Raw genomic sequence first — 22,139 nt, 5'->3', positions numbered from 1 at the left:
CTCATGCCGATCGAAGTGACCTATCCGGGCGTCTATGTCGAAGAACTGCCCAGCGGGCAGCACACGATCACGCCGGTCGCCACCAACATCGCCGCCTTTGTCGGGCGTGCGCCGATCGGCGCGGCCGACGCACCGGTGACGATCTTCAACTTCGGCGATTTCCAGCGCGCGTTCGGCGGGCTGAAGTTCGATTATCCGCTGAGCTATGCGGTGCAAGATTTCTTCGCCAATGGCGGGTCGCAGGCGATCATCGCGCGGCTGTTCGAGCCCAATGACGGCGATGGCGTCGCGCGGCTGAAGTTCCCCGGGCCGCCGCCGGTCCTGCCCGAAGGCTGGCTGCTCGACGCCGACGCCGCTGCGGGCGCGACGCAGATCGTCGTCCACGCGCCGACCGGCGGGTCGGAGGGCGAGCCCGATCTGGGCATGACGCTGTTCCTCAACGGCGACACCAGCCGTCCGTATCTGGTCACCGGCTTTACCCAGGCCAATCCGGCCAAGAAGATCGACGCGAGCGTGACGATCGTCCCCGCGCTCGACCGTGCGTTCCGTAAATGCGCCACCTTGTCGTTCGATCACGGCCCCTCGCCGAGCGGCTGGTCGGTGCTGACGGTGTCGGGCAATGCGGTTACCTTGCAGGGCGGTACCGGGCTTCCGGAGCTGGGCGACACATTCCAGTTTTCCGGCGACGACACCGTCTATGTCGCGGTCGCCGAACCGGTGGTGCGCGGCAAGGATATGGATTCGCTTCAGGTCGTCGTCACGCTCGACCCCAAGCCCGGCGCGATCAGCGGCGCAGCGACCATCGCCGATCCCGTGCCGCTGCCGATGCCCGACGGTTGGGAGATCGAAACCTTTACCGCCGGCAAGACGCCGTCGGCGGCCACGCTCACGCTGATCAACGGTGTCGGCGACGCGCTGGTCGGCGACCAGTTCAGCATCGGCACCAAGCCCGACGTCTACGTCGTCACCGGCTTCACCCCCGCCGACAAGAAGAACCCGACGACGCTGAGCTTCGTCAGCATGTCGGGCGACCCGCTCGACCCCGACACCTTCTGCCTGTGCTGCGCGCCGATCTTCGACCGCCAGCCGCCAGCCGACTTCGCGGTCAAGACCGGCCCCAAGCTTGGCGACACGAGTTTCATGCCCGCGCGCAGCGACGCGTCGTCGGGCACGATCGACATCGGCGACACGTTCCAGGTCGACAATGACGAGACAGTCTATTCGGTGCGCTACATCGGCGCCGACGGCACGATCCATTTCCTGCCCGAGGCGGCCTCCGCATTCAGCGCATCGACCGGGATCACCTTCGCGCCGCCGCTCGCGCTGAGCGCGGCCAATCCCGGCGAGTGGGGCAACTACTTGACCGCGCGAGTCGACACCCAAGGCATTAGCGACGCGACCGCGAAGCAATTCGCCGAATACGATCTGACCGCGGTCGATCTGTTCAACCTGACGCTGACCCTCAAAAACGCGCGGGGCCAGGTCACCGCGACCGAGCGCTACCTCAACCTCGCGGTCAAATCGACCGGCAAGGCGGCCTATTTCCCCAACCGCATCGACCGCGTGCTGACCAGCGCGTCGAACCTGGCGCGCATCGACCGGCTGTCGGCGATCCCACCCGCCGACGGTGCCAGCGCCAAGGGCATCGGCGGCAACGAAGGCACCTATCTCAGCACCGAAACCTATCTCGGCGACCAGAGCGCGAAATCCGGCCTCTATCTGCTCGAAAAGGCCGCATTGTTCAGCTTGCTGTGCATCCCGCCCGACCGCCGCATCCTGCCCGACGTGCCCGAGAGCGAGCAGGATCTCGACCCGGTCGTGCGCCAGGCGGCGGCGAGCTACTGCACCGATCGCCGCGCGATCTACATCGTCGATCCGCCGGTCGCGTGGAAGAACAAGGCCGAACAGGGCCAGCTGTCGGCGATCGACCCCGAACAGGTCGGCATCACCGGTGAGAACGCCGCCGGGATCGAAGTCGCGCGCAACGCCGCGGTCTATTTCCCGCGCATCTGGAAAGAAGATATCCTGATGAAGTCGCGTCCGGCCTTGTTCGCACCGTGCGGTGCGATCGCCGGGGTGATCGCCGCCACCGATATCGGCCGCGGCGTGTGGAAAGCACCGGCCGGGCAGGATGCCGGGCTCGCCAATGTGATCGGGCTCGAGGTCAATCTGACCGACAACGAGAACGGCCAGCTCAACCCGCTCGGAATCAACTGCCTGCGCAGCTTCCCGATCATCGGCCCGGTCGTGTGGGGGTCGCGGACACTACGCGGTGCCGACCAGTTCGAGGACGATTACAAATATCTGCCGGTCCGCCGCCTGACCTTGTTCATCGAGGACACGCTGCTCCAGAACACGCGCTGGGCGGTGTTCGAGCCCAATGCCGAGCCGTTGTGGTCGTCGCTGCGGCTGAGCGTCGGCAGTTTCCTCGCCGATCTCGCGCGGCAGGGCGCGTTCTACGACTATGCGGTGACGTGCGACGCGACGACCACGACGCAGGACGATATCGACAACGGCATCGTCAACATCCTGGTCAAGATCGCGCCGGTCAAGCCGGCCGAATTCGTCGTCCTCCAGATACAGCAACTCGCCGGCGGCAAGCCGAACTGACCGCGCAAAGGATTGGGTGAACCATGCCGAGCAACACCGAATTTCCCAAGGCGACGTATCGCTACGATCCCTACCGGAATTTCAAATTCCGGCTGAAGTGGGACGGCAAATACGTCGCGGGCGTGTCGAAGGTCAGCGCGCTCACGCGCACGACCCAGGTCATCACGCACCGCGCCGGCGGCGACCCGACGACCCCGCGCCGGATGCCAGGGCAAAGCGAATTTGCCGCGATCACGCTGGAGCGCGGCGTGACGCACGACGTCGCGTTCGAGCAATGGGCCAACAAGGTCTGGGATTACCACAATTCGACGATCGACGATCAGCAGGGCGGCACCGGCAATCAGGACGTCTCGCTGCAGGATTTCCGCAAGGACATCATCCTCGAAGTCTATAACGAGGCCGGGCAGAAGGTGATCGCGTACAACATCTACCGTTGCTGGCCGTCGGAGTTCGTCGCGCTGCCGGAAATGGACGCGAACGGCAACGCGGTTGCGATCATGACACTCAAGCTCGAGAACGAAGGCTGGGAACGCGACACCTCGGTCACCGAGCCGGCCGAGCCCAGCTACACATTGCCCGCGAGCTGAGGGTCCGAACTCACCTGCAACGAGGATCGTGATCGCCCGTGGAAAGCCGCCGACAAGAAGCGCAGCGCAGTCGCGTAGCCGGGGCTACGCGCAAGCAAGCGACGCCGCTCGGCGGTTTTCCACGGGCGACCGCGAAGCGGCGGGCCGATTTTGGCGCCGGGCGGCGTCGCCGCGTCGGTCACGATGCTTCAGCATCGCTCCCTCCTTGCTTCTTGCCTGACACCAAAATCGGCTCCGTCACGACCGCGTTGCAGGTGAGTTCGGACCCTGCATCATGACCGCGCTGGCGCCGGCCGATATCGTCGCCGTGTGGGAAACGGGCGAATCGCGCCCGGACTGGAACAAGGCGCTGGTCGCACTGGCGCGCGCTACGCCGGGCAGCACCCTGGGCGATCTGTCCACGCTCAGCATCGGCGAGCGCAACGCGCGGCTGCTCGAGCTGCGCGAGGCGACGATCGGTCCGGTCATGCGCGCCTTGGTCAATTGCTCGTCGTGCGGCGAGCCGCTCGAGTTCGAACAGCGGATCGATGAATTGCTCGCCGGCTACGTCCCCCCGCCGCAGCGCGAGTTCGACATCGAGATCGAGGGCTATCGGCTCCATTACCGGTTGATGACCAGCCAGGATCTGGCCGCGGCGGTCAGCGGCGACCCTCTGCGCGTCCGCCGGACGCTGGCCGAGCGTGCGGTGATTGGCGCGACGGTAGCGGGCGCGACGATCGCGCCCGCCGACTTGCCCGAATCGGTGCTGGAGGCGCTGGGCGCGGCAGTCGCCGAGAAAGATGCGCTGGCGCAGCTGGCGATCCCGCTGGCCTGCGCGGCGTGCGACCACGTCTGGAACGCCTCGCTCGAAGTCGTGCCGTTCCTGTGGGCGGAAATCGAGCGCCGCGCGCGCACCATCCTGGAGGATGTCGTGACGCTCGCGCATGCCTATGGCTGGAGCGAGGCCGCGATCCTGGAGATGAGCCAGGCGCGGCGGCAATATTATCTCGACGCCATCGAGTAGCCCGGAGATGGATGTGTTCGCCGCACTCGCCGGACATGCCATGGGCGGCCGGGGCGATCTCCGTCCCGTGCCGCAGCTGGGCCGCATGGTCGCCTCGACGCCGATAATCTGGAGCGCCCGCGCGATGCCCGTGGGGTCGCGCATGCGCCTGCGCGTTCCCGCCCACCGCGCGCCACGTCGCGCGCCGCGCACCGCACCCGCCCCCGATCGCACCACGCATATCGAGCGCTGGCCGTGAGCGACCATTTCACCATCGCGTTCGTCACGGCGGCGCTGCACGACATCGTCCAGGCCGCGGTGCAGGACGTCGCGCCCGGCGTGGTCGTCCGGGTCGGGCCGCCGCAAGCGCCGACGCCGGGAGAGAAGGAGGTCAATCTGTACCTCTATCACCTCGTCCCCAACGCCCAGCTGCGCAACGCCGATCTGCCGACTCGCGACGCCGCGGGCGAGCTGGTCGCGCGACCGCAAGTCGCGATCGACCTGCACTATCTGATTTCCTTTTCGAGCGAGGATCATCTCGCCACCGAATTGATGCTGGGCAAGGTGCTGACCGCGCTCCATGCTGCGCCCGTGCTGACCGGCGACGAGTTGCGCCGGACGGTGGGCGCGCGCAGTGCGTTCGCGTTCCTGCGCGACTCGGACCTGCCGCGCCAGCTCGACCGTATCAAGATCATCCCGCAGACGCTGAGCCTCGACGAGCTCGCCAAATTGTGGACGGTGTTCTTCCAGATCGCGCACCGCCCCTCGCTGCAATATATCGCCTCCGCCGTCCTGCTCGACGCCGAGGGCGGACCGGTCGAAGGACCGCGCCGGGCCCGATCAGCGGTGGCGGCCTGACATGGCGGACGATCCGCGCGGCGCGATCGACGATCTGGCCGCCGAGCTGCGGCGGATCGCGGCGATCCTGCAATTGTATCGCGACGGCGAGCGATCGGGCGACGCCGGCGCGCCCGACGGCCGGGACCCGGCGACGCCGCTCGTGCGGGTGGCGGCAGCGTTCGGGCTGAGCGATTTCGAGCGCGACGTCCTGCTGCTGTGCGCCGGGATGGAGCTCGATGCGGGGTGCGCCGCCCTGGTGGCGGAGTTGCAAGCCGGCGCGCCGGCCAATTTCGCGCTCGCGCTCGCGGCGTTGCCCGCCGCGCACTGGAGTGCGACGCTCCCCGATGCGCCGCTGCGCCGCTGGCACTTGGTCAAGCTGGGCGACGGGCCGTCGCTGGTCGGCGCGCCGCTCAGGATCGACGAGCGTATCCTGCATCACCTGACCGGCCTCGATCCGCTCGACGCGACGCTGGCCGCGATCGTCGAACCGGTGCGCCCGGGCGGCGAGCTCGCGCCGGCGCACCTTGCCGTCGCCGATCGCGTCGCCGCAGTGTTGGGATCGCCCGATGCCGGACAAGGCGACACGATCGTGCAACTGGCCGGCGACGATCGCTCGGCCGCGCGCGAAATCGCCGCCAACGCGGCGACGCGGCTGTCGGCCGACCTGTTCGCCGTTGCGGCGCGCGACTTGCCCGACGATGCCGAGGCGATCGACCGCTTCGCGCGGATCTGGGGCCGCGAAGCACGGCTGGTGCCGCGCCTGCTGATGGTGACCGGGGAAGGCGACGGCGTGGAAGATCGCGTGCGGCGGCTCGCCGACCGGATCGACGTACCGTTGCTGCTGGTCGGACTGCGCCAGCCGATCGACGCGATGCGCGCGGTATTGCGGATCGACATCCCCCGCCTGACCCCGTCCGAGCAGCTCGCCTTGTGGCGCGATGCGCTCGGCGACACTGCGGAGATGTCTGAGGACGCGCTGCGGACGCTCGCGTTCCAGTTCGAGCTGGACCTGTCGGCGATCCGCGGCGCCAAATTGGCCGCATCAAGCGCGCGTGACGACGGCACGCCGTTCGCCCGCCGAGTGTGGGCGTATTGCCGCGGCCAGGCGCGCGGGCCGATCGGCGACACGATCGAACGGATCGAGCCACGTGCGACCTGGGACCAGCTCGTGCTGCCCGACCATGAGATGGCGATGCTGCGCGCGATCGCCGGGCAGGCCCGCGACCGCGCGACCGTCTATGGCGACTGGGGCATGGCCGAAACCGGCGCGCGTGGGAGCGGAATGGTATCGCTGTTCGCGGGACCGAGCGGAACCGGCAAGACGCTCGCTGCCGAGGTGATCGCGAACGACCTGTCGCTCGACCTGTACCGGATCGACCTGAGCGCGGTGGTCAACAAATATATCGGCGAGACCGAGAAGAACCTGCGCCGCGTGTTCGACAGCGCGGAAGCCGGCGGCGCGGTGCTGTTGTTCGACGAAGCCGATGCCTTGTTCGGCAAGCGTAGCGAGGTGAAGGACAGCCACGACCGCCACGCCAATATCGAGGTCAGCTATCTGCTCCAGCGCGTCGAGGCCTATCGCGGCGTGGCGATCCTGACGACCAATCTGCGCGACGCGATCGACCAAGCGTTCCTGCGCCGCTTGCGCTTTCTGGTGCAATTTCCGTTTCCCGACGCTGCCGAGCGCGCGGCGATCTGGCAGCGGATGTTTCCCGCCGCGATGCCGGTGGCGGCGCTCGATTTCGCCCGGCTCGCGCAACTCAACGTCGCCGGTGGCGGCATCCGCAACATCGCGCTCAACGCGGCTTTCCTGGCCGCGGCCAATCGTGCACCGCTGACCATGAGCGACATTCGCGCCGCCGCGGGAATCGAATATGCCAAGCTCGACCGGCCGCTGACCGAAAGCGAAACGCGGGGGTGGCTGTGACTCGCGCCTTCGTCACGCGGCCGGTGGATAGTCCCGCGAAAAAATCGGGTGGTGAGCCGATGCCGTCGGTCGCCGCGCCCGACAGCGCGCCGCTGGCCATCCCGGCCTTCTCGCTCGACCATATCGCGATCGCCCCGTCGCAAGGCGTAATCCAGGCGCGCTGGGTGCCGGGTCCCGGACCGGGCCAGGTGCATTGGGTCGGGCGATCCGACGAGGAGCACCGGCCGGGCCCGCCCGAGGGGATGGAGGTGGTCGACGTGCCGCTCGAAACCGGGCTGGCGATGCCGGCGGCGAGCGGGCATCGCAGCATGCGTGGGCTCTACACCCAGCCCGACGCACCGACATTGGGGCTCGACAATCTCGTCCATGCGGCGGCCAATGTCGAACAGGGGCGCGGGCTCGCCTATACCGGCCCGGCCGAGGTGCGGGGGATCGGCGCGCAACCGGTGCTGGCGGCGGTGCCGCATCGCGACCCGAACGAGCACCGCACCGTCTTCCGCCAGAATACCGGGTTTTCCAGCGCGAACGATTATAACGCCGATCTCGGCCTGCAGCGCCCGGGGATCAATTATCAGATCGGCCATGGCATGGGGCATGGCCAGGGCGGCGCGGCGACGCAGGACATCGATAACCTGGCCACCATTTCGCAAGGCGCGAACGGTGAGATGATCCCGTTCGACAATGCTATCTCGGGCAACACCGACGTCATCGTCAACACGTCGTTCAACATGCGCCCGAACACGCACCGCGCCGAGTCGGTGCAACAGACCTTCGCGCACCGCGACTATCCCGACGATCCGTTCCACAACCGCCTGATCGACGCCGACCGGCCGCTGCCGAGCAGTTCCGAATGGGATTCATTTCAGGCACAGGCGTCGCGGTTCGCGCCCGACGCGCTCGACGCCGCGGCGACGATGATCAGCATGACTCAGCCCCGCGCCTCGGATCTCCAGGCGCGACAGCCGCCGCGCCAGCTCGGCCGCGACGAGGATGAGATGGAGGACGAGGAATGACGCGCGCCCGCGGCCCGCGCATCCTCAAAGGCGCGCTCGTGACGATCGATCCGACCGATCCGACGCCGCGAGTCATCGCGTTCACCTATAATCCATCGACACTGAAGCGGTCGCTGCAGCCGCAGATGGTCGGGGGCGAGGACAATGCCCAATCATCGGCAGTGCGCTTCACCGGCGCGCCGGCGCAGACCATCACGATCGAGATCGAGCTCGACGCGAGCGACGATATCGGCAGCGGCAAATCGGCGGCGCTGCAATACGCCGTACTGCCGCAGCTCGCGGCGCTCGAACTGCTCGTCTATCCGGCGCTGGCGGCGGTCAATGAGGCACAGAAACAGCTGGCGAGCGGCGTGATGGAAATCGCGCCGCTGACCGCGCCGCGCACGCTGTTCGTGTGGGGCCAGAAGCGCGTGCTGCCGGTGCGCATCGCGAGCTACGAAATCAACGAGGAGTTCTTCGATACGCGGCTCAACCCGATCCGCGCGACGGTCACGCTGGCGATGCGCGTGCTGACGTACACCGACGTGTCGGCCGACAACCACGCCTATTTCACGTTCACGGCCTATCAGCAGGCGCTGAATACCATCGCCGGGCAAGCGACGGGCAGCACTACGCCGCTGATCGGCGTGGATTCGGGCGGATTGTGAGGAAGCGCTGATGGCCGATCCCCGCAATCGCTACGCTGCCATCGGCAATCTGCGCTGCGTCACCGACGACGGCATCGAGGTGATCTACAAGAAGCGCCGTTTCCTGCCGCGGGTCGATCCCGACGCGGCACGGTCGACGATCGTGCCGCGCGATGGCGATCGGCTCGATCTGGTCGCGGCGCGGGCGCTCGGCGACCCCCTGCTGTTCTGGCGGATCGCCGATGCCAATCTGGCGCTCGATCCGTTCGACCTCGTCGAGCCCGGCCAGGTGCTGGCGGTGCCGGCGCTTCGGCCGTCGGGGGATCGGTCATGACGGCGCCCGCCAGCGTCAAGCTCGAGCTTTGGCTCGGATCGACCGTCCCGAGACCGGCATCGGCCGCCGTGATGGAACGGCTCGACAGCGTCGAGGTCACGTGCGCCGACGACGCGCCGCGGTCGTTCAAGCTAACCTTCAAGGCGGATCGCGCGGCCGGCCCGGCGGCCGATTTCGCGTTGCTGAGCGGCGGCGACTTGGCGCCGTGGAACCGAGCGATCGTCAGCGTCGGGCTGGGATCGGCATCGCAGGTGCTTATCGACGGGTTCATCACCCAGCACGAGCTATCCCATGATGGGCCGTTCGGCGGTGTTGTGCTGAGCGTGACCGGCGAGGATGTCAGCATCCTGATGGACCGCGTCCAGATCTCGCTCGAATATCCGCAAATGGGCGATTCGCTGATCGCACTGGCGGTGCTCGCCAAATACGGCCCGATCGGCGTGGTGCCCGAGGTGATCCCGACCGCCGCCGACCTTACCCCGATCGTCATCGAGCGCACGCCCCAGCAAAACGCCACCGACCGCGCCTACCTGCGCGAACTCGCCGCGCCGCACGGTTATTTGTTCCACGTCCGGCCCGGTCCCGAGCCGATGACCAACATCGCCTATTGGGGTCCGCCGCTCAATATCGGGTCGGTCAAGCCGGCGCTGTCGGTCGATCTCGGTTCCACCACCAATGTCGATCGCATCAGCTTCCGGCTCGATTCGCTCGCGCCCGTTCAGCTCTATGGCATGGTCCAGGACGACGACACCGAGATCGACGCGCCGCTGGTGACGTTCGGCAGTTCACGGATGCCGCCGCTCGCGACCGATCCGGCGCTCAACCCGGTCGGCCTGCTCCAACGGCGCGACATCTTCACCGATCCGCGGCTCGGCTATATCCAGGCTTTGGTCAGCGCGCAGGCGACGACCGACGTCTCGACCGACCAGGCGGTGACCGCACAAGGCGAAGTCGACACGCTGCGCTACGGCGCCGTTCTCGAAGCGCCCGGGCTGGTCGATGTGCGCGGTGCCGGGACCAGTTATGACGGCCGCTACCGGGTCAAGACGGTGACGCATTCGCTCGCGCGCGGACGGTACCAACAATCCTTCACGCTCGCCCGCGAAGGCATTGGCAGCACCATCGACCGGGTGGCGGCATGAGCATCGTCCCCCCACGCGATGGCGAGCTTCGCTTCGTCGGCAAGTTTCGCGGCAAGGTGATCGAAAATCTCGATCCGCTGTTTCAGGGCCGGATCTGGGCCGACGTGCCCGATATCCCCGGCTCGCTGACCAACTGGGCGCTGCCCTGCACCCCCTATGCCGGACCCGATGTCGGCTTCTATGCGATCCCGCCGATCGGCGCGAACGTATGGATCGAATTCGAGCGCGGTGACCCCGATTATCCGATCTGGGCGGGATGTTTCTGGGGTCCCGAGGACATCCTCCACGTACCCGAGCCGCCGCCGCCCGAGATCAAGGTGTTCAAGACCGAATTCATCACGATGATCTTGAACGACTTGCCGGAGGTCGGCGGCTTCACGCTGCAATGCATGGTTCCTGCGGTCGATGTGCCGCTGACGATGACGTTCAATTCGACCGGCATCACGATCGATTGCCCCGAATCGATCATCGAAATGACCCCTGGCAGCATCACATTGACCGTGCCCGAATCGATCGTCGAGATGACGCCGGAAAGCATCACGCTGACCGTGCCCGAATCGATGATCGGCCTGACGCCCGAACTGATCTCCATCGCGGTGCCGGCCTCGTCGATCGACCTCACCGCCGAAGCGATCGAGATCGAATCGATCGAGGTCAGCATCACCGGCGAGACCAACATCACCCCGGTCCTGACGGTCGAGGGGGAGACCAATTGCCTGGGCGCCGTGACGATCGAGGGGGAGACCAACGTGGCAGGCGCGCTGACCGTCGAGGGCGCGGTCGATATCGCCGGCGGGCTGGCGGTCGAGGGGGGCGGCGTTATCGACGGCGCGCCGATCATATGAACCGGCAAGTCGCCTTTCCCTACCGGCTCGCGCCGACCGGCCAGACCGAGACGGCCGATCTCGACGATTATATCCGCGACCTGCTGCAACAAATCGTGTTCACCGATCCGGGCGAACGCGTGAACCGTCCCGACTTCGGCTGTTCGCTACGGCGGCTCGTCTTTACCGACGGCCGCAGCGAAACGACCGCGGCGGTCGAGGCGCTGATCCACAGCGCGCTCAGGCAATGGGTCGGTGAGGTGGTCCAGATCCAGCACGTCGACGTGGCGACGGTCGATTCGCTCGTCCAGGTGACGATCGGCTATCTCGACCAAAGTTCGCAGACGCTGCGCCAAGTCCAGTTGACCAACTGACGATGGCCGCCCCGTCCGATCCGGCGATCCATCAGGATGTGCATTTCCTCGCCCGCGACTATGCCGCGTTTCGCGCGCTGATGCTCGACGACCTCGCCGCCAATTCGCGCGATGCCGTCGCCCAGCACCCCGCCAATATCGACGTCGCGTTGGTCGAAGTGCTCGCCTATGTCGCCGATTATCTAAGCTATTATCAGGACGCGGTCGCGACCGAAGCCTATCTGGAAACGGCGCGGCGGCGGATCTCCGTCCGGCGGCATGCGCGGCTGCTCGGTTATCCGCTCAACGAAGGGTGCAACGCGCGCACGTGGGTGCACCTGGAAACCGCCGCAGACGGGGTGGTCGTGCCGGCGGGAACCGCGCTCGCGACTCAAATCCCCACGCTCGATGCCATTCGCATCAGCCGGGATGAAGCGGCGACGGCGACGATGTTCGAGACCATGCACGCCGTGACGCTGGTGAAGGGCCACAACCGCCTCCGTACCGCAGCCCCCGCCGCCGTGCTTCGCCCGGGGGAAGATCGGCTCGATCTTGCCGGGCGGCGGCCCGCGCTGGCCGCTGGCGACGTGCTGGTGCTCGAGCACGTCGCCAGCTGGGCGCATCCCGTTCGCCTGACCGAGGTCGTGGTCGGCGACGGCACGACGCGGGTCGTATGGCACGGCGACGACCGCTTGCCGGCGGACACGCCCGCCCGCTCAGGCTGGTCGTTGCTCGGCAATATCGTGCTCGCCGACCACGGCGCGTGGCTCGCCCCCGAACCGGTCGAGCTCGTCGCCGACGGGCGCGGCGACGTGGCGATCGACTGCAGCGATTTGTGCTTTGCCGCGCCGTACCGTCACGACGAGGCGACGCTCGATTCCGCGCTCGCGGCGCGCCGGCAGGAGCCCCGACGCGCGGAACCGGCCATGACTCTGGAACGCGCGCGACCGCGTTCGGCCGGGCCGCGTGCGCCGCGCTGGACCGCGCGCCGCGATATCCTGCGCGCTACGGCGTTCGACCGCGTGTTCGCGGTCGAGCCGATCGACGCCGCGCGGGCGTCGTTGCGCTTCGGCGACGGCGTATCCGGACGCCGCGCGCCAAACGGTCCCATGGCGATGCGCCACCGCCAGGGATGCGGTTGCGCCGGAAATATCGGCGCACGAACCTTGACCCATATCGTCAGCGACGACGACCGCATCCTCGCTGTCTGCAATCCGCTGGCGGCCACCGGCGGCACCGACCCGGAGACCATCGAACAGACGGCGGCGCTGGCGCCGTATGCGCACACCGAACGCTTGCGGTGCGTCACCGACAAGGATTTCGAAACTGCGGCACGTCGGCTGAGCGACGTCGAGGCCGTACGGGTGCACCGCCCCACCCCGCCGGCCGCCGCGGTCGTCGAGTTGCATGTCGTTCGTCGGTCGGGGGCCGTTGTGGACGCCGATTTCACCGCGCGGCTGACTCGCGCGTTCGCGCCCGTGCTGCTGATCGGCGAGACCGTTCGGGTCGTCCCTGCCCCCGTCCTGAAGCCGGACATCGGCATCATGTTACCGGTCGCGCGATCGGAACTGGCGGCGGCGGCTTCGGCGGTGCGCGACCGGTTGATCCATGCGGTCACGCCCGGTTTCGGCATCGCGCTCGAGATCGCCATGATCGAGCAGGCCGCGCGGGCCGTCCGCCAGGGAAAGGGCGCGCACGTGGTCGCCTTGGCGCTGGCCGGCGACGGCGATCTCGCGGCGATCCGGCCGCAGCCGCACGAGGTCGTGCGGGTCGACCCAGACCGACTGACGTTCGTGGCCGGTCGACAGCCATGAGCGAGATGGCGACACCCCAAGCGGATCAACGCACGCTCGCGCAGGCAATGACCTGGGCGGCGCAGCGCCACACGCAAATGGCGCGCATTCCCGCGACGCACCCCGGCGACTTCACCAACGTGCTGATCGCGGCATGGGCCAGGGTCTGCCGGGTCCTGGACTTTTATCGCGGCCGGATCGCCGTGGAAGGCTATCTCGACAGCGCGGTCGAGCCGTTTTCGGTCATCGCGCTGGCTGCGATGGTCGGGCAACAGCGCATCCCGGCAATTTCCGCGTCGGCCTATCTGGCCGTGCGCGTCACCGATATTGCCGGTCAGCCAGATCGGCTGAGCGTGTCCCCCGACCATCCGCTGGTGGTCCAGAACGTGCCCCCCGCCGGCCAATTGCCGGTGGTGTTCGAGTCATATGGCCCGATCGAGTTGAGGGCGGTGTGGAACGCGCTGCCGGTGCTACCCGATCGCCCGGCCGAGGTGCCAACGCTGCGTCCTTCGAGCCGCAGCATTCGGCTTGCCGGCACCGACAGCGGCGCGCGCGCCGGCATGGCATTGTACTTGCGCGTAGACGACGACGGCGATCCGCCGCGCAGCTGGCTCGTCACGATCGCTGAGGTCGTCTCCGACCGGCGGCAGGGGTGCACGATCGTGACGTGGACGGAGCCGCTCGGCGGGCCGAAGGAAGACTGGGCCTATCCGGTCGCCGAGATCGTGCTGCTGTCGCGCAACGCGGGATTGTTCGGCAACAATGCGGCGGCGTGGAGTGACGTGCCGGCGGCGACGCAGACGAAGATCGGGGTTCGCGCGGGGGGCGTGCTGCGCCAGGACAGTGCGGCGACCGGGCCATGGCGAAGCGTCGCCATCGCCGGCGATGTCGCGGCGATGGTCGCGACGCCGGACGACATCCTCTATGCCGTCGGCAGCGGCGCGTGGCGGTCGGACGATCATGGCGTATCATGGCGCGCGCTGGCGTTACCATCGGGACGCTTCGACCTGCTCGCCGTCACGGCCGCCGGTGACGTGCTGTACGCCGGCGACGTGTCGGGCAAGGTGCTGCAATCGAGCGACGGCGGAACGAGCTGGACCGTTTTGCCGCCGACGGTCGCCTGGACCCCGCCGACCGGGTTCGGCCGCGAAATGCTCGACGTGCTGCATCTGGCGAAGCGGCCGGCGACTAACGTCTGGCCGCTGACCGGCGCGATCCGGTCGCTCGTGATTACCGCTGGAGCCGGCAACGTGTTTGCCGGGACCGATCACGGCGTGTTGCGCCGGGCGGCCAACGATTTGCACTGGACCCCGTTCAACGACGGATTTGCCCAGATCAATCCCGAGAGCGGGGCCGCCGCCGTCAAGATCGCCGCGTTAGCCGAGTTCGCCGGCTGGCTGGTCGCCGCCACCGATCATGGCCTGTTCGCCAGCCCGGTCGATGGGGCGGACTGGTTCGTCGTCGACACGCCGACGCTGCCGGCCGGCGCGCAACTGCACGACCTCGCCGCGAACGTCGTCGCCGTCGATGGGAACCCCGTGGCGACGTTGTTCGTGGCGTCGTCGGCGGGAATCGCCGCGACGCCGGACCTCAACCGATGGGCCGATTTCAGCATCTACACCGAGCAGGGCAACCCGGGTGTGCACAAGCTGGCGGCGACATCGTCGGGGGTGATCGCGGCGACCGATGGCGGGGTGACGCGCTCCGGCCCCGACGCGGCGCGCTGGTCGCCCTGGGCGGTGCAGGAACTCGACCTCTTCACCACCGACCTGTCGCTGACGAAGGGACTGGACGAGGGTAAAGTCGGCCCCGGATTGATCGCCCGCTTTGCGCGTTTCCCGATAGCGTTGTCGCCAGATTCGCAAGTCGTGGTAATCGAACCGGGCAAGGTCTGGGACGTGACCCAGCCAGGCGATTTGGGTGAGGCCTACCGGCTTTTCGCCGAAGCCGGGCTCCGCGTTGCGCACCGCATCGCGATCGTGGGCGGCGATGTCGGCGCGACCGCGATGACATCGCAAGCGAACGTTATCGCGGTGGCGCCAAGCGCGGTGCTCAACACCGAATGGCCCGATTTCACGACCGGCGGATCGGCGCTGTTGCTCGACCGCAAGGCAATCGGGATCGACGCACCGGGCCAACTGGCGCTCGTCCTCTCGCCGGCGGCGGTGACGGCGCGGCCTGCATTGCGGTCGATCGCCGGCAATGAGACGGTGGCGGCGCGCGGCTTCGGCAAGCAAGCGACGGTGACTCGCGTCTTGCTCGAGCGACCGGACCTGCCCGCGTTCGATCCGCGTGCCGCCACGGCGTGGTTCGACAGCCGCCCGGTCGCGGCGCACACCCCACGGACCGTCGCTGTGCCGGGGATTGGCGGCGACCGGCTGACCCTCGACGCGGGCGCGGCAGAGATCGTCCCGGGCCGGCGATTGATCGTCAGCGGCTCGCGCCCGCGCGCAGCGGTGATGTCCGTGCTCACGTCCAAACTACCCGCCCCGGTCGCGCAATGTTTCGCCGATATCGCGCCGCAACTCGATCAGGCCGGGTTGCCCGCGGCGCTGAAAGACAGCCTGTCGGCGGCAGGCATCAAGCTGTCGCCCGACGCTGCGGTCGATATCGTCGTTCCGGCCAGCCTGTGGCTGCTTCATGACGGCGGTCGCGCTTGGCGCCTCGACACCGTGGACGGTGCGATCGCGATCACGTCGGTCGGTCTGGAGGATGTGCTGGCCGCTCCCGCGGACCCGTCCGGGACCTGGACCATCGCCACATCCGGCGGAGAGCGGCAGTATCCCACCGCCGCGGTCCATGTCGTCATCGTTCCCGCTACCCCCGATACGGCGGTGCACGCCGAGATCGTGACCGTCGCGGCGATCGCGACCGCCCCCGACGGTCGATGGCACATCGATATCCAGCCCGCCCTGCGCCAGCTCTACGACCGGTATTCATGCTCCGTCTCGGCCAACGTCGTCGCCGCAACGCAGGGAGAGGCCGTGCCGCTGGAAATCCTCGGCACCGGCCAGCCATCGCGCGCCAACCAGATGTTTCGCCTTCATCGCGGACCCTTGTCCTACGCCCGCGACGCCGACGGAACACCGCGGCCGTTGCTCACGCTCGAAGTCAATGGCGATACCGGTCGCGCCCTGCGCTTCGGCGCCCAGCCCGCCGGGATTCGCGGCGAGGCGTGGAGCCGGACAACGGGGCTGCCCCGTCACGACGCGAACGACCGCGTCTACGAACTGATGACCGACGCCAATGGCAGCACCTTCATCCGCTTCGGCGACGGCCACCATGGAGCCCGTTTGCCCTCGGGCGAGAACAATATCGTCGCGACCTATCGCGTCGGCGCCGGGCGCACCGGCAATGTCGCCGCGAACACGCTGACCGCGCTGCGCAAGCGAGTTCCCGGTATCCGGTCGGTTGCCAATCCACTGGCCGCCACGGGTGGCGCGGAGGCCGAGTCTATCGAGCATCTGCGCGCCAGAACGCGCGAGCGGGCGATGGCGGTCGATCGCGTCGTGACGATTGCCGACCATACCACACGCGCGCTGGCCTATCCCGGAATCCAGTCGGCCGCGGCGGCGATGATCGCGCGCCAAGGCGAAGACCCCCATCTATTGCTGACCGTCGTGTCGGCCGAGCCTGTCACGGCGCAGCACGACTGGGCCGGATTGCGCCATTGGATCGAAATTGCCTCGCCGCGTCGGGTGACGCTCAAAATAGTGTCTGCGCGCACGCTGCTGGTCGGGATCGACCTAGTGGTCACGTTAATGATCGACGCGGATGGCGATGCCGTGCTCGACGATGTGCGCGCACGGCTGGTCGCGGCATTCGACGCGGATGGCCGCCCGCTCGGTGTCCCGCTCGATCCGATCGACATCGCCGTGGTCGCCAAGAGCGTACCGGGCGTCGAGCGCGCGATGGCCAGCCGAATCCGGCCGCCGGACGGCGTAACCGCCGCGACGCCCGGCGCGCCTGACCGCATCGCGATCGATCCGGCGGGCATTCGCATCGAGCTGCGGCCATGACCGCGACACGCCGCATCTACGACCTGTTGCCCGAATTGTACCGCCGGCTCGACGCGCGCAATCACCATGCGTTGCGCGATTTGACCGAGGTCCTGGAGGTTGGCCGCGGCCAGATCGAACGCGATATCGACGGGCTTTACCGCGATTGGTTCGTCGAGACCGCCGACCATGCCGCGCTCGATCGCATCGGCGCGCTGGTCGGAGCGAGCGATCGTCAGGCCGATACCGCCGACCACCGCGCGCTGGTCGCCGACGCGGTAGCGTATCGTCGTCGCGAAGGCACCCGCGCGGCGGCGGAAACCCGACTTCGCGACCTGTCCGGATGGCCCGTCGCCATCGCCGCCGCCGATGAGGAAGGGTCGGTCTCGATCCAAGTCTGGCAAAACCAGGCATGCCGCTCCGCGCTGCTGACACCCGCGCCGTTCGACCGGGCGCGGACCGGTTCGCGCGCTTTCTGGCTTCATCCGCTCGGCATCGACGCGCCGTTGTACAAAATGCCCGACCGCTGCCCGGGCATGGATCGGATTTTCGCCGCCGAGCACGACGCACCCTTGCCGCTTGGCTTGGACGAGAACCCAGGGGCGGTCGCGGGGGCAATTGAGCTTCAGGTCGCGGACGCGGCGGGCGAATGGCACGGCATTGCGCCCGAGCGCATCGTCCTGACCGCGCTGGACGAGTGGCAGACACGCGGCAAACATCCCCCGGATGCGGCGGTCGCGGTCGATCCCCGGCGCGGCCGCCTGGTCATCCTCGACCCCGCGCTGGTCGGGGTACCGTTGCTCGCGAGCTTCGGCTGGGTACCGCCGGGGACGATTGGCGGCGGCAGCTATGACCGGCCCTTGCCCGCACGCTCGGCATCCTGGGTGGCCGAGGTCGATCGTTTCGCCGTGCCGACCCCCGGAGCTAAGTCGCCCGTCTTTTCGTCGCTCGGCGATGCGCTCGCCGCGTTCCGCGCGGTGCCGGGATGCGGGCTGATCCGCATCCTCGACAGCGCCACCTACGACATCGGGGACGCGGCGATTCACGATCAGGCCGACGTTTGTCTGGCCGATCCCGATGCTCCCCGGCGCCTGGCGATCGAAGCCGCGGCCGGTGAATCGCCGACGGTTCGCGGCGCGCTGGAGTTGCGCGGGACGGGATCGGGGCTCGATCTCGTGCTGGATGGTTTATGGATCGACGGCGCAATCAGGATCGAGGGAAGGGTCGCGATGCGCATGACGCATTGCACGCTCCATGCCTGTTCGGCGATGCGTCGCGCCCGGCAAGCGATGCCGGCGATTGCGATTGGCCACGCTGTGCCGGGCCAGCATGTGGCAATTGCCGACAGCCTTGTCGGCCCGCTCGATCTTGCGCGCGGCGTTCATGTCGATCTCCAAAACTGCGTCATCGACGGTTACGACCAGCTTCCCGCAATCGCCCGGCGGCCTATTCTCACGACGCGGCGGTCGACCGTGATCGGCGATGCCGATCTCGCGCAGCTGACGGCAGACGATACGTTGTTTGCCGGCACGCTGGCCGTCGAGCATCCGGGTCGCGGACATATCGCGACCTCGATCGCCACCGATGCGACAGGAGTACGGTGGCGCTCGAAGCTTCTCGGTGAGCCCGGCTACGCCCGTCTCGACCGACACGCCGACCATGCGATCACCACTGGCGCCAGCGATGGCGGCGAGATCGGCGCTTTTGGTGGCGATCGACATTTCCCGCGCGCGGCGCTGTTGCACAGCGCGATCACCGATGTCCTACCGGCCGGGCAGCGATATGCCCTCTCGTGGCACTAGGATTCCGCTAGCCCAAGCCCGGCGGCACGAGCGCCCGGGCATAGACGAACTCAGCCGGACCAAATATGGCGCGCTGGGGGACCGGGATGACCGCCGAGCCGAACATTGCCGATATTCGCGAATCCGTCCGGCGGCTCTGCGCCGATTTTCCCGGCACCTATTGGCAGTCCAAGGACCGCGACCGCGCCTATCCCAGCGAGTTCGTCGATGCGCTAACTCGCGCGGGCTTCCTGTCGGTACTGATCCCCGAGGAGTATGGCGGATCGGGGCTCGGGCTGGCGGCGGCGGCGGCGATCCTCGAGGAAATCCACCGGTCGGGCGGCAACGGCGCGGCGTGTCACGCGCAGATGTACGTGATGGGCACGTTGCTCAAGCACGGTTCCGCGGCGCAGAGGGCGAAGTATTTGCCAAACATCGCGTCGGGCGACTTGCGGCTCCAGGCGTTCGCCGTGACCGAACCGGGGAGCGGCACCGACACGACGCGCATCCGGACCTTCGCACGCCGCGATGGCGGCGACTACGTCGTCAGCGGCCAGAAGATCTGGATCAGCCGCGCCGAGCATAGCGACCTGATGGTACTGCTGGTCCGCACCGCACCGCGCGACGAGGCCGCGCCCGGCGACGGGATGAGCGTGCTGCTGGTCGACATGCGCGATGCGGTCGGCAACGGGCTGACGATCCGCCCGGTCCGCACGATGCTGAACCACGCGACCACCGAATTGTTCTTCGACGATCTGCGCGTGCCCGCCGAGAATCTGATCGGCGGGGAGGGCAAGGGCTTTCGCTACATTCTCGACGGGATGAACGCCGAGCGCATCCTGATCGCCAGCGAGTGCATCGGCGACGGGCGATTCTTCATCGACCGCGCGTCGGTGTATGCGAGCGACCGGTCGGTGTTCGGGCGGGCGATCGGCGAGAATCAGGGCGTGCAATTCCCGATCGCCCGCGCGCACGTCCAGCTGTCGGCGGCGGCGCTGATGGTCGACAAGGCCGCGGCAATGTTCGACGCTGGTGAACCGTGTGGCACAGAGGCGAACATGGCGAAGATGCTGGCGTCGGAGGCGAGCTGGTACGCCGCGGACATGTGCGTGCAGACGCACGGCGGGTTCGGCTTCGCCGAGGAGTACGACATCGAGCGCAAATTCCGCGAGACCCGGCTGTACCAGGTCGCGCCGATCAGCACGAACCTGATCCTCAGCCATGTCGCGACGCACGTGCTGAAACTCCCCAAGTCGTTCTGATGGCCGCGTTGGACGGCATCCTCGTCGTCAGCCTCGAACAGGCGGTAGCCGCGCCGCTCTGCACGTTGCGCCTCGCGGAGGCCGGCGCGCGCGTCATCAAGGTCGAGCGCACCGAGGGCGATTTCGCGCGGCGGTACGACCACGTCGTCCACGGCGAGAGCGCCTATTTCGTGTGGCTCAACCGCGGCAAGGAGAGTTTGGTGCTCGACATCAAGCAGCCCGATGACGCTGCGCTGCTCGCGCGGATTGTCGGCCGGGCGGACGTGTTCGTGCAGAACCTCGCCCCCGGCGGCGCGGCGCGGGCCGGGTTCGGCTCCGACGATCTGCGCGCGCGGCATCCCCGCCTGATCACCGTCGATATTTCGGGGTATGGCGAGGACGGCCCGGCCGCCGCGATGAAGGCATACGATTTCCTCGTCCAGTGCGAGACCGGGCTCGCCGCGATCACCGGTGGGCAGAGCGAAGCCGGGCGGGTCGGCGTGTCGGTCGCCGACATTGCGTGCGGGATGAACGCGCATGCCGCCGTACTCGAGGCGCTGATCGCGCGCGGCCGGACCGGGACGGGCAGCGGCATCGCGGTGTCACTGTTCGATTCGATCGCCGACTGGATGAGCGTGCCGCTGCTGCATTACGATTATGCCGGCAAGGCACCGGCGCGCGCCGGGCTGCATCACGCGACCATCGCGCCTTACGGTGCCTATGCCTGCGGCGACGCGCGGCAGGTGGTGCTGTCGATCCAGAACGAGCGCGAGTGGCGCGCCTTCTGCACCGATGTGCTCGCGCTGCCCGATATGGCCGAGGATGCGCGGTTCGCCGACAACAGCCGACGGAGCGCGAACCGCGCCGCGCTCGATGCCGCGATCGCGGCGGAGTTCGCCACGCTCGATGCCGCTGCCGTGGTCGCCCGACTGGCCGCCGCCGGGATCGCCTTCGCGTCGCTCAACGAGGTCGCGGACTTGTCGCGGCACGCGCATTTGCGCCGAGTCACGGCGGAGACCGCCAGCGGCCCGGTCGCGTTGCCCGCGGCGCCGATCCGCTGGGCCGATGGCGCGCGGCCTGCCGGTACGGTGCCGGCGATCGGCGAGCATAGCGACGCCATCCGCCGCGAATTCGCCGGCTAATCGTCTGCCGGAATCAGCGCATCGCGGATTCGTGCCGCCAGACTTTCCAGCGGCGATCCCGTCACGGGAATGGCCAACGTCGTCAGGCGGAGCGCGATGGCGGGCAGCGGCTGGTCGAACCGCAACGCGACTAGCGACCCCGCCGCCAGATCTTCCGCAACGGCATAATCGGGCAGGACGCCGATCGCATCGGCGTTGAGCACGCCGCGCTTCACCCCCTCGACGCTGCCCGCCGATTCGAAGGCCGCCTGACCGTCGGCGCGTGCCGCCCACGATCGCAACAGGTCGTTGAACGACCCTTCCGAATCGGACAGCAGCAATGTCCGCGCCGCCAGATCGTCGCCCGTCATGATGCGACCCGCTAACGGATGGCCCGGCGCGACGATCAGCCGCAGGCCAACCGGCGACAGCAGCCCCGGAGCGCCCTGATTGGCGCCTTCGATGGTGAGCGCCGCGTCCAGCTCCGACCGCTCGACGCGCCGCCGCAAATCCTCGCACAGCCCGATCGTGATCCGCACGTCGATGCCCGGCCATTGCCGGCGAAACGCGCCGAGCGGATCGGGCAGCAGGAACGAGCTGATCGATTCGACCGTGCCGAGCCGCACGCTCGCGCGACCGTGCCGCGCGCCCGCGCTCATCACCGCCTCGGATGCCGCGATCAGCGACCGGGCGTGCGGCAGCAAGGCCTCGGCCGCTGGGGTCAGCATCGCCTCACGACCGGCGCGGCGCAGCGTGACGGGCACGCCGAGCAGCCGTTCGAGCGACAGCAAGGTTTCGGACACCGTCGATTGCGCCACGCCGAGCGCGCGCGCCGCCGCGCCGACCCCGCCACCGTCGTGCACCGCGACCAAAGCGCGGCAGTGACGAACCTCCAAATCGCGCGCCATTCCCTGACCCATCGGTTTTTCCGATGCCTTTATCGCCGTTTTGGCACGCCCCGCCAAGC

At 68.2% G+C, this 22,139-nt stretch carries 17 protein-coding genes; 16 read left to right on the top strand and 1 reads right to left on the bottom strand.

From position 1 onward, the window contains the following. Window positions 1-3 precede the first annotated feature (3 nt). The 16 genes from JWM94_RS09280 to JWM94_RS09205 all read left to right on the top strand — a co-directional run bounded on the left by JWM94_RS09280 (window position 4) and on the right by JWM94_RS09205 (window position 21,193). Complete coding sequence (locus JWM94_RS09280) at window positions 4-2,610, top strand: phage tail sheath C-terminal domain-containing protein (RefSeq protein ID WP_299425450.1); 2,607 nt, start codon at window positions 4-6, stop codon at window positions 2,608-2,610. Window positions 2,611-2,633: 23 nt separating this feature from the next. Next, entirely contained in the window at window positions 2,634-3,197 is a 564-nt protein-coding gene (locus tag JWM94_RS09275) for a phage tail protein (RefSeq protein ID WP_299425448.1), read from the top strand. 274 nt (window positions 3,198-3,471) lie between these two features. Further along, window positions 3,472-4,200, top strand: a complete 729-nt coding sequence (locus JWM94_RS09270; protein ID WP_299425444.1) for a hypothetical protein — start codon at window positions 3,472-3,474, stop codon at window positions 4,198-4,200. A gap of 234 nt (window positions 4,201-4,434) precedes the next feature. Then, a complete protein-coding gene (locus tag JWM94_RS09265) occupies window positions 4,435-5,037 on the top strand; it encodes a DUF4255 domain-containing protein (RefSeq protein ID WP_299425439.1) in 603 nt (200 codons plus the stop codon). A gap of 1 nt (window position 5,038) precedes the next feature. Then, the gene (locus tag JWM94_RS09260) at window positions 5,039-6,946 is read left to right on the top strand and encodes an AAA family ATPase (RefSeq protein ID WP_299425436.1); all 1,908 of its coding nucleotides are present in this window, start codon (window positions 5,039-5,041) and stop codon (window positions 6,944-6,946) included. Continuing rightward, window positions 6,937-7,959: a hypothetical protein gene (locus tag JWM94_RS09255; protein ID WP_299425432.1), complete on the top strand. Its 1,023-nt coding sequence runs from the start codon at window positions 6,937-6,939 to the stop codon at window positions 7,957-7,959. The genes JWM94_RS09260 and JWM94_RS09255 overlap by 10 nt, the downstream gene beginning before the upstream one ends. Then, on the top strand, window positions 7,956-8,606 hold the full coding sequence (locus JWM94_RS09250; protein ID WP_299425429.1) for a hypothetical protein: 651 nt from the start codon (window positions 7,956-7,958) through the stop codon (window positions 8,604-8,606). The genes JWM94_RS09255 and JWM94_RS09250 overlap by 4 nt, the downstream gene beginning before the upstream one ends. Window positions 8,607-8,616: 10 nt before the next feature. Next, window positions 8,617-8,919 carry a hypothetical protein gene (locus JWM94_RS09245; RefSeq protein ID WP_299425425.1) on the top strand — a complete coding sequence of 101 codons (303 nt, stop codon included), beginning with the start codon at window positions 8,617-8,619 and terminating at the stop codon, window positions 8,917-8,919. Then, window positions 8,916-10,061 (top strand): hypothetical protein, encoded by a 1,146-nt coding sequence (locus JWM94_RS09240; protein WP_299425422.1) that lies wholly within the window; start codon window positions 8,916-8,918, stop codon window positions 10,059-10,061. The genes JWM94_RS09245 and JWM94_RS09240 overlap by 4 nt, the downstream gene beginning before the upstream one ends. Continuing rightward, entirely contained in the window at window positions 10,058-10,906 is an 849-nt protein-coding gene (locus tag JWM94_RS09235) for a phage baseplate assembly protein V (RefSeq protein ID WP_299425419.1), read from the top strand. The genes JWM94_RS09240 and JWM94_RS09235 overlap by 4 nt, the downstream gene beginning before the upstream one ends. After that, window positions 10,903-11,259, top strand: a complete 357-nt coding sequence (locus tag JWM94_RS09230; protein ID WP_299425416.1) for a GPW/gp25 family protein — start codon at window positions 10,903-10,905, stop codon at window positions 11,257-11,259. Before JWM94_RS09235 ends, JWM94_RS09230 begins: the two co-directional genes overlap by 4 nt. Window positions 11,260-11,261: 2 nt before the next feature. After that, window positions 11,262-13,052, top strand: a complete 1,791-nt coding sequence (locus JWM94_RS09225; protein WP_299425412.1) for a baseplate J/gp47 family protein — start codon at window positions 11,262-11,264, stop codon at window positions 13,050-13,052. 5 nt (window positions 13,053-13,057) lie between these two features. Next, window positions 13,058-17,050 (top strand): baseplate J/gp47 family protein, encoded by a 3,993-nt coding sequence (locus JWM94_RS09220; RefSeq protein ID WP_299425407.1) that lies wholly within the window; start codon window positions 13,058-13,060, stop codon window positions 17,048-17,050. Continuing rightward, window positions 17,047-18,831: a hypothetical protein gene (locus JWM94_RS09215; protein WP_299425404.1), complete on the top strand. Its 1,785-nt coding sequence runs from the start codon at window positions 17,047-17,049 to the stop codon at window positions 18,829-18,831. Before JWM94_RS09220 ends, JWM94_RS09215 begins: the two co-directional genes overlap by 4 nt. An 86-nt stretch (window positions 18,832-18,917) precedes the next feature. After that, on the top strand, window positions 18,918-20,072 hold the full coding sequence (locus JWM94_RS09210) for an acyl-CoA dehydrogenase family protein (protein ID WP_299425401.1): 1,155 nt from the start codon (window positions 18,918-18,920) through the stop codon (window positions 20,070-20,072). Next, window positions 20,072-21,193, top strand: a complete 1,122-nt coding sequence (locus tag JWM94_RS09205; protein WP_299425398.1) for a CaiB/BaiF CoA-transferase family protein — start codon at window positions 20,072-20,074, stop codon at window positions 21,191-21,193. Before JWM94_RS09210 ends, JWM94_RS09205 begins: the two co-directional genes overlap by 1 nt. On the opposite strand, the gene JWM94_RS09200 is transcribed toward JWM94_RS09205, so the two are convergent. Then, window positions 21,190-22,080, bottom strand: a complete 891-nt coding sequence (locus JWM94_RS09200; RefSeq protein ID WP_299425395.1) for a LysR family transcriptional regulator — start codon at window positions 22,078-22,080, stop codon at window positions 21,190-21,192. The genes JWM94_RS09205 and JWM94_RS09200 overlap by 4 nt on opposite strands. Window positions 22,081-22,139 lie beyond the last annotated feature (59 nt).

The organism is Sphingomonas bacterium, from assembly GCF_028289855.1.
Classification (GTDB): Bacteria; Pseudomonadota; Alphaproteobacteria; order Sphingomonadales; family Sphingomonadaceae; genus Sphingomonas.
This window is presented reverse-complemented; position numbering and strand designations above follow the sequence as displayed.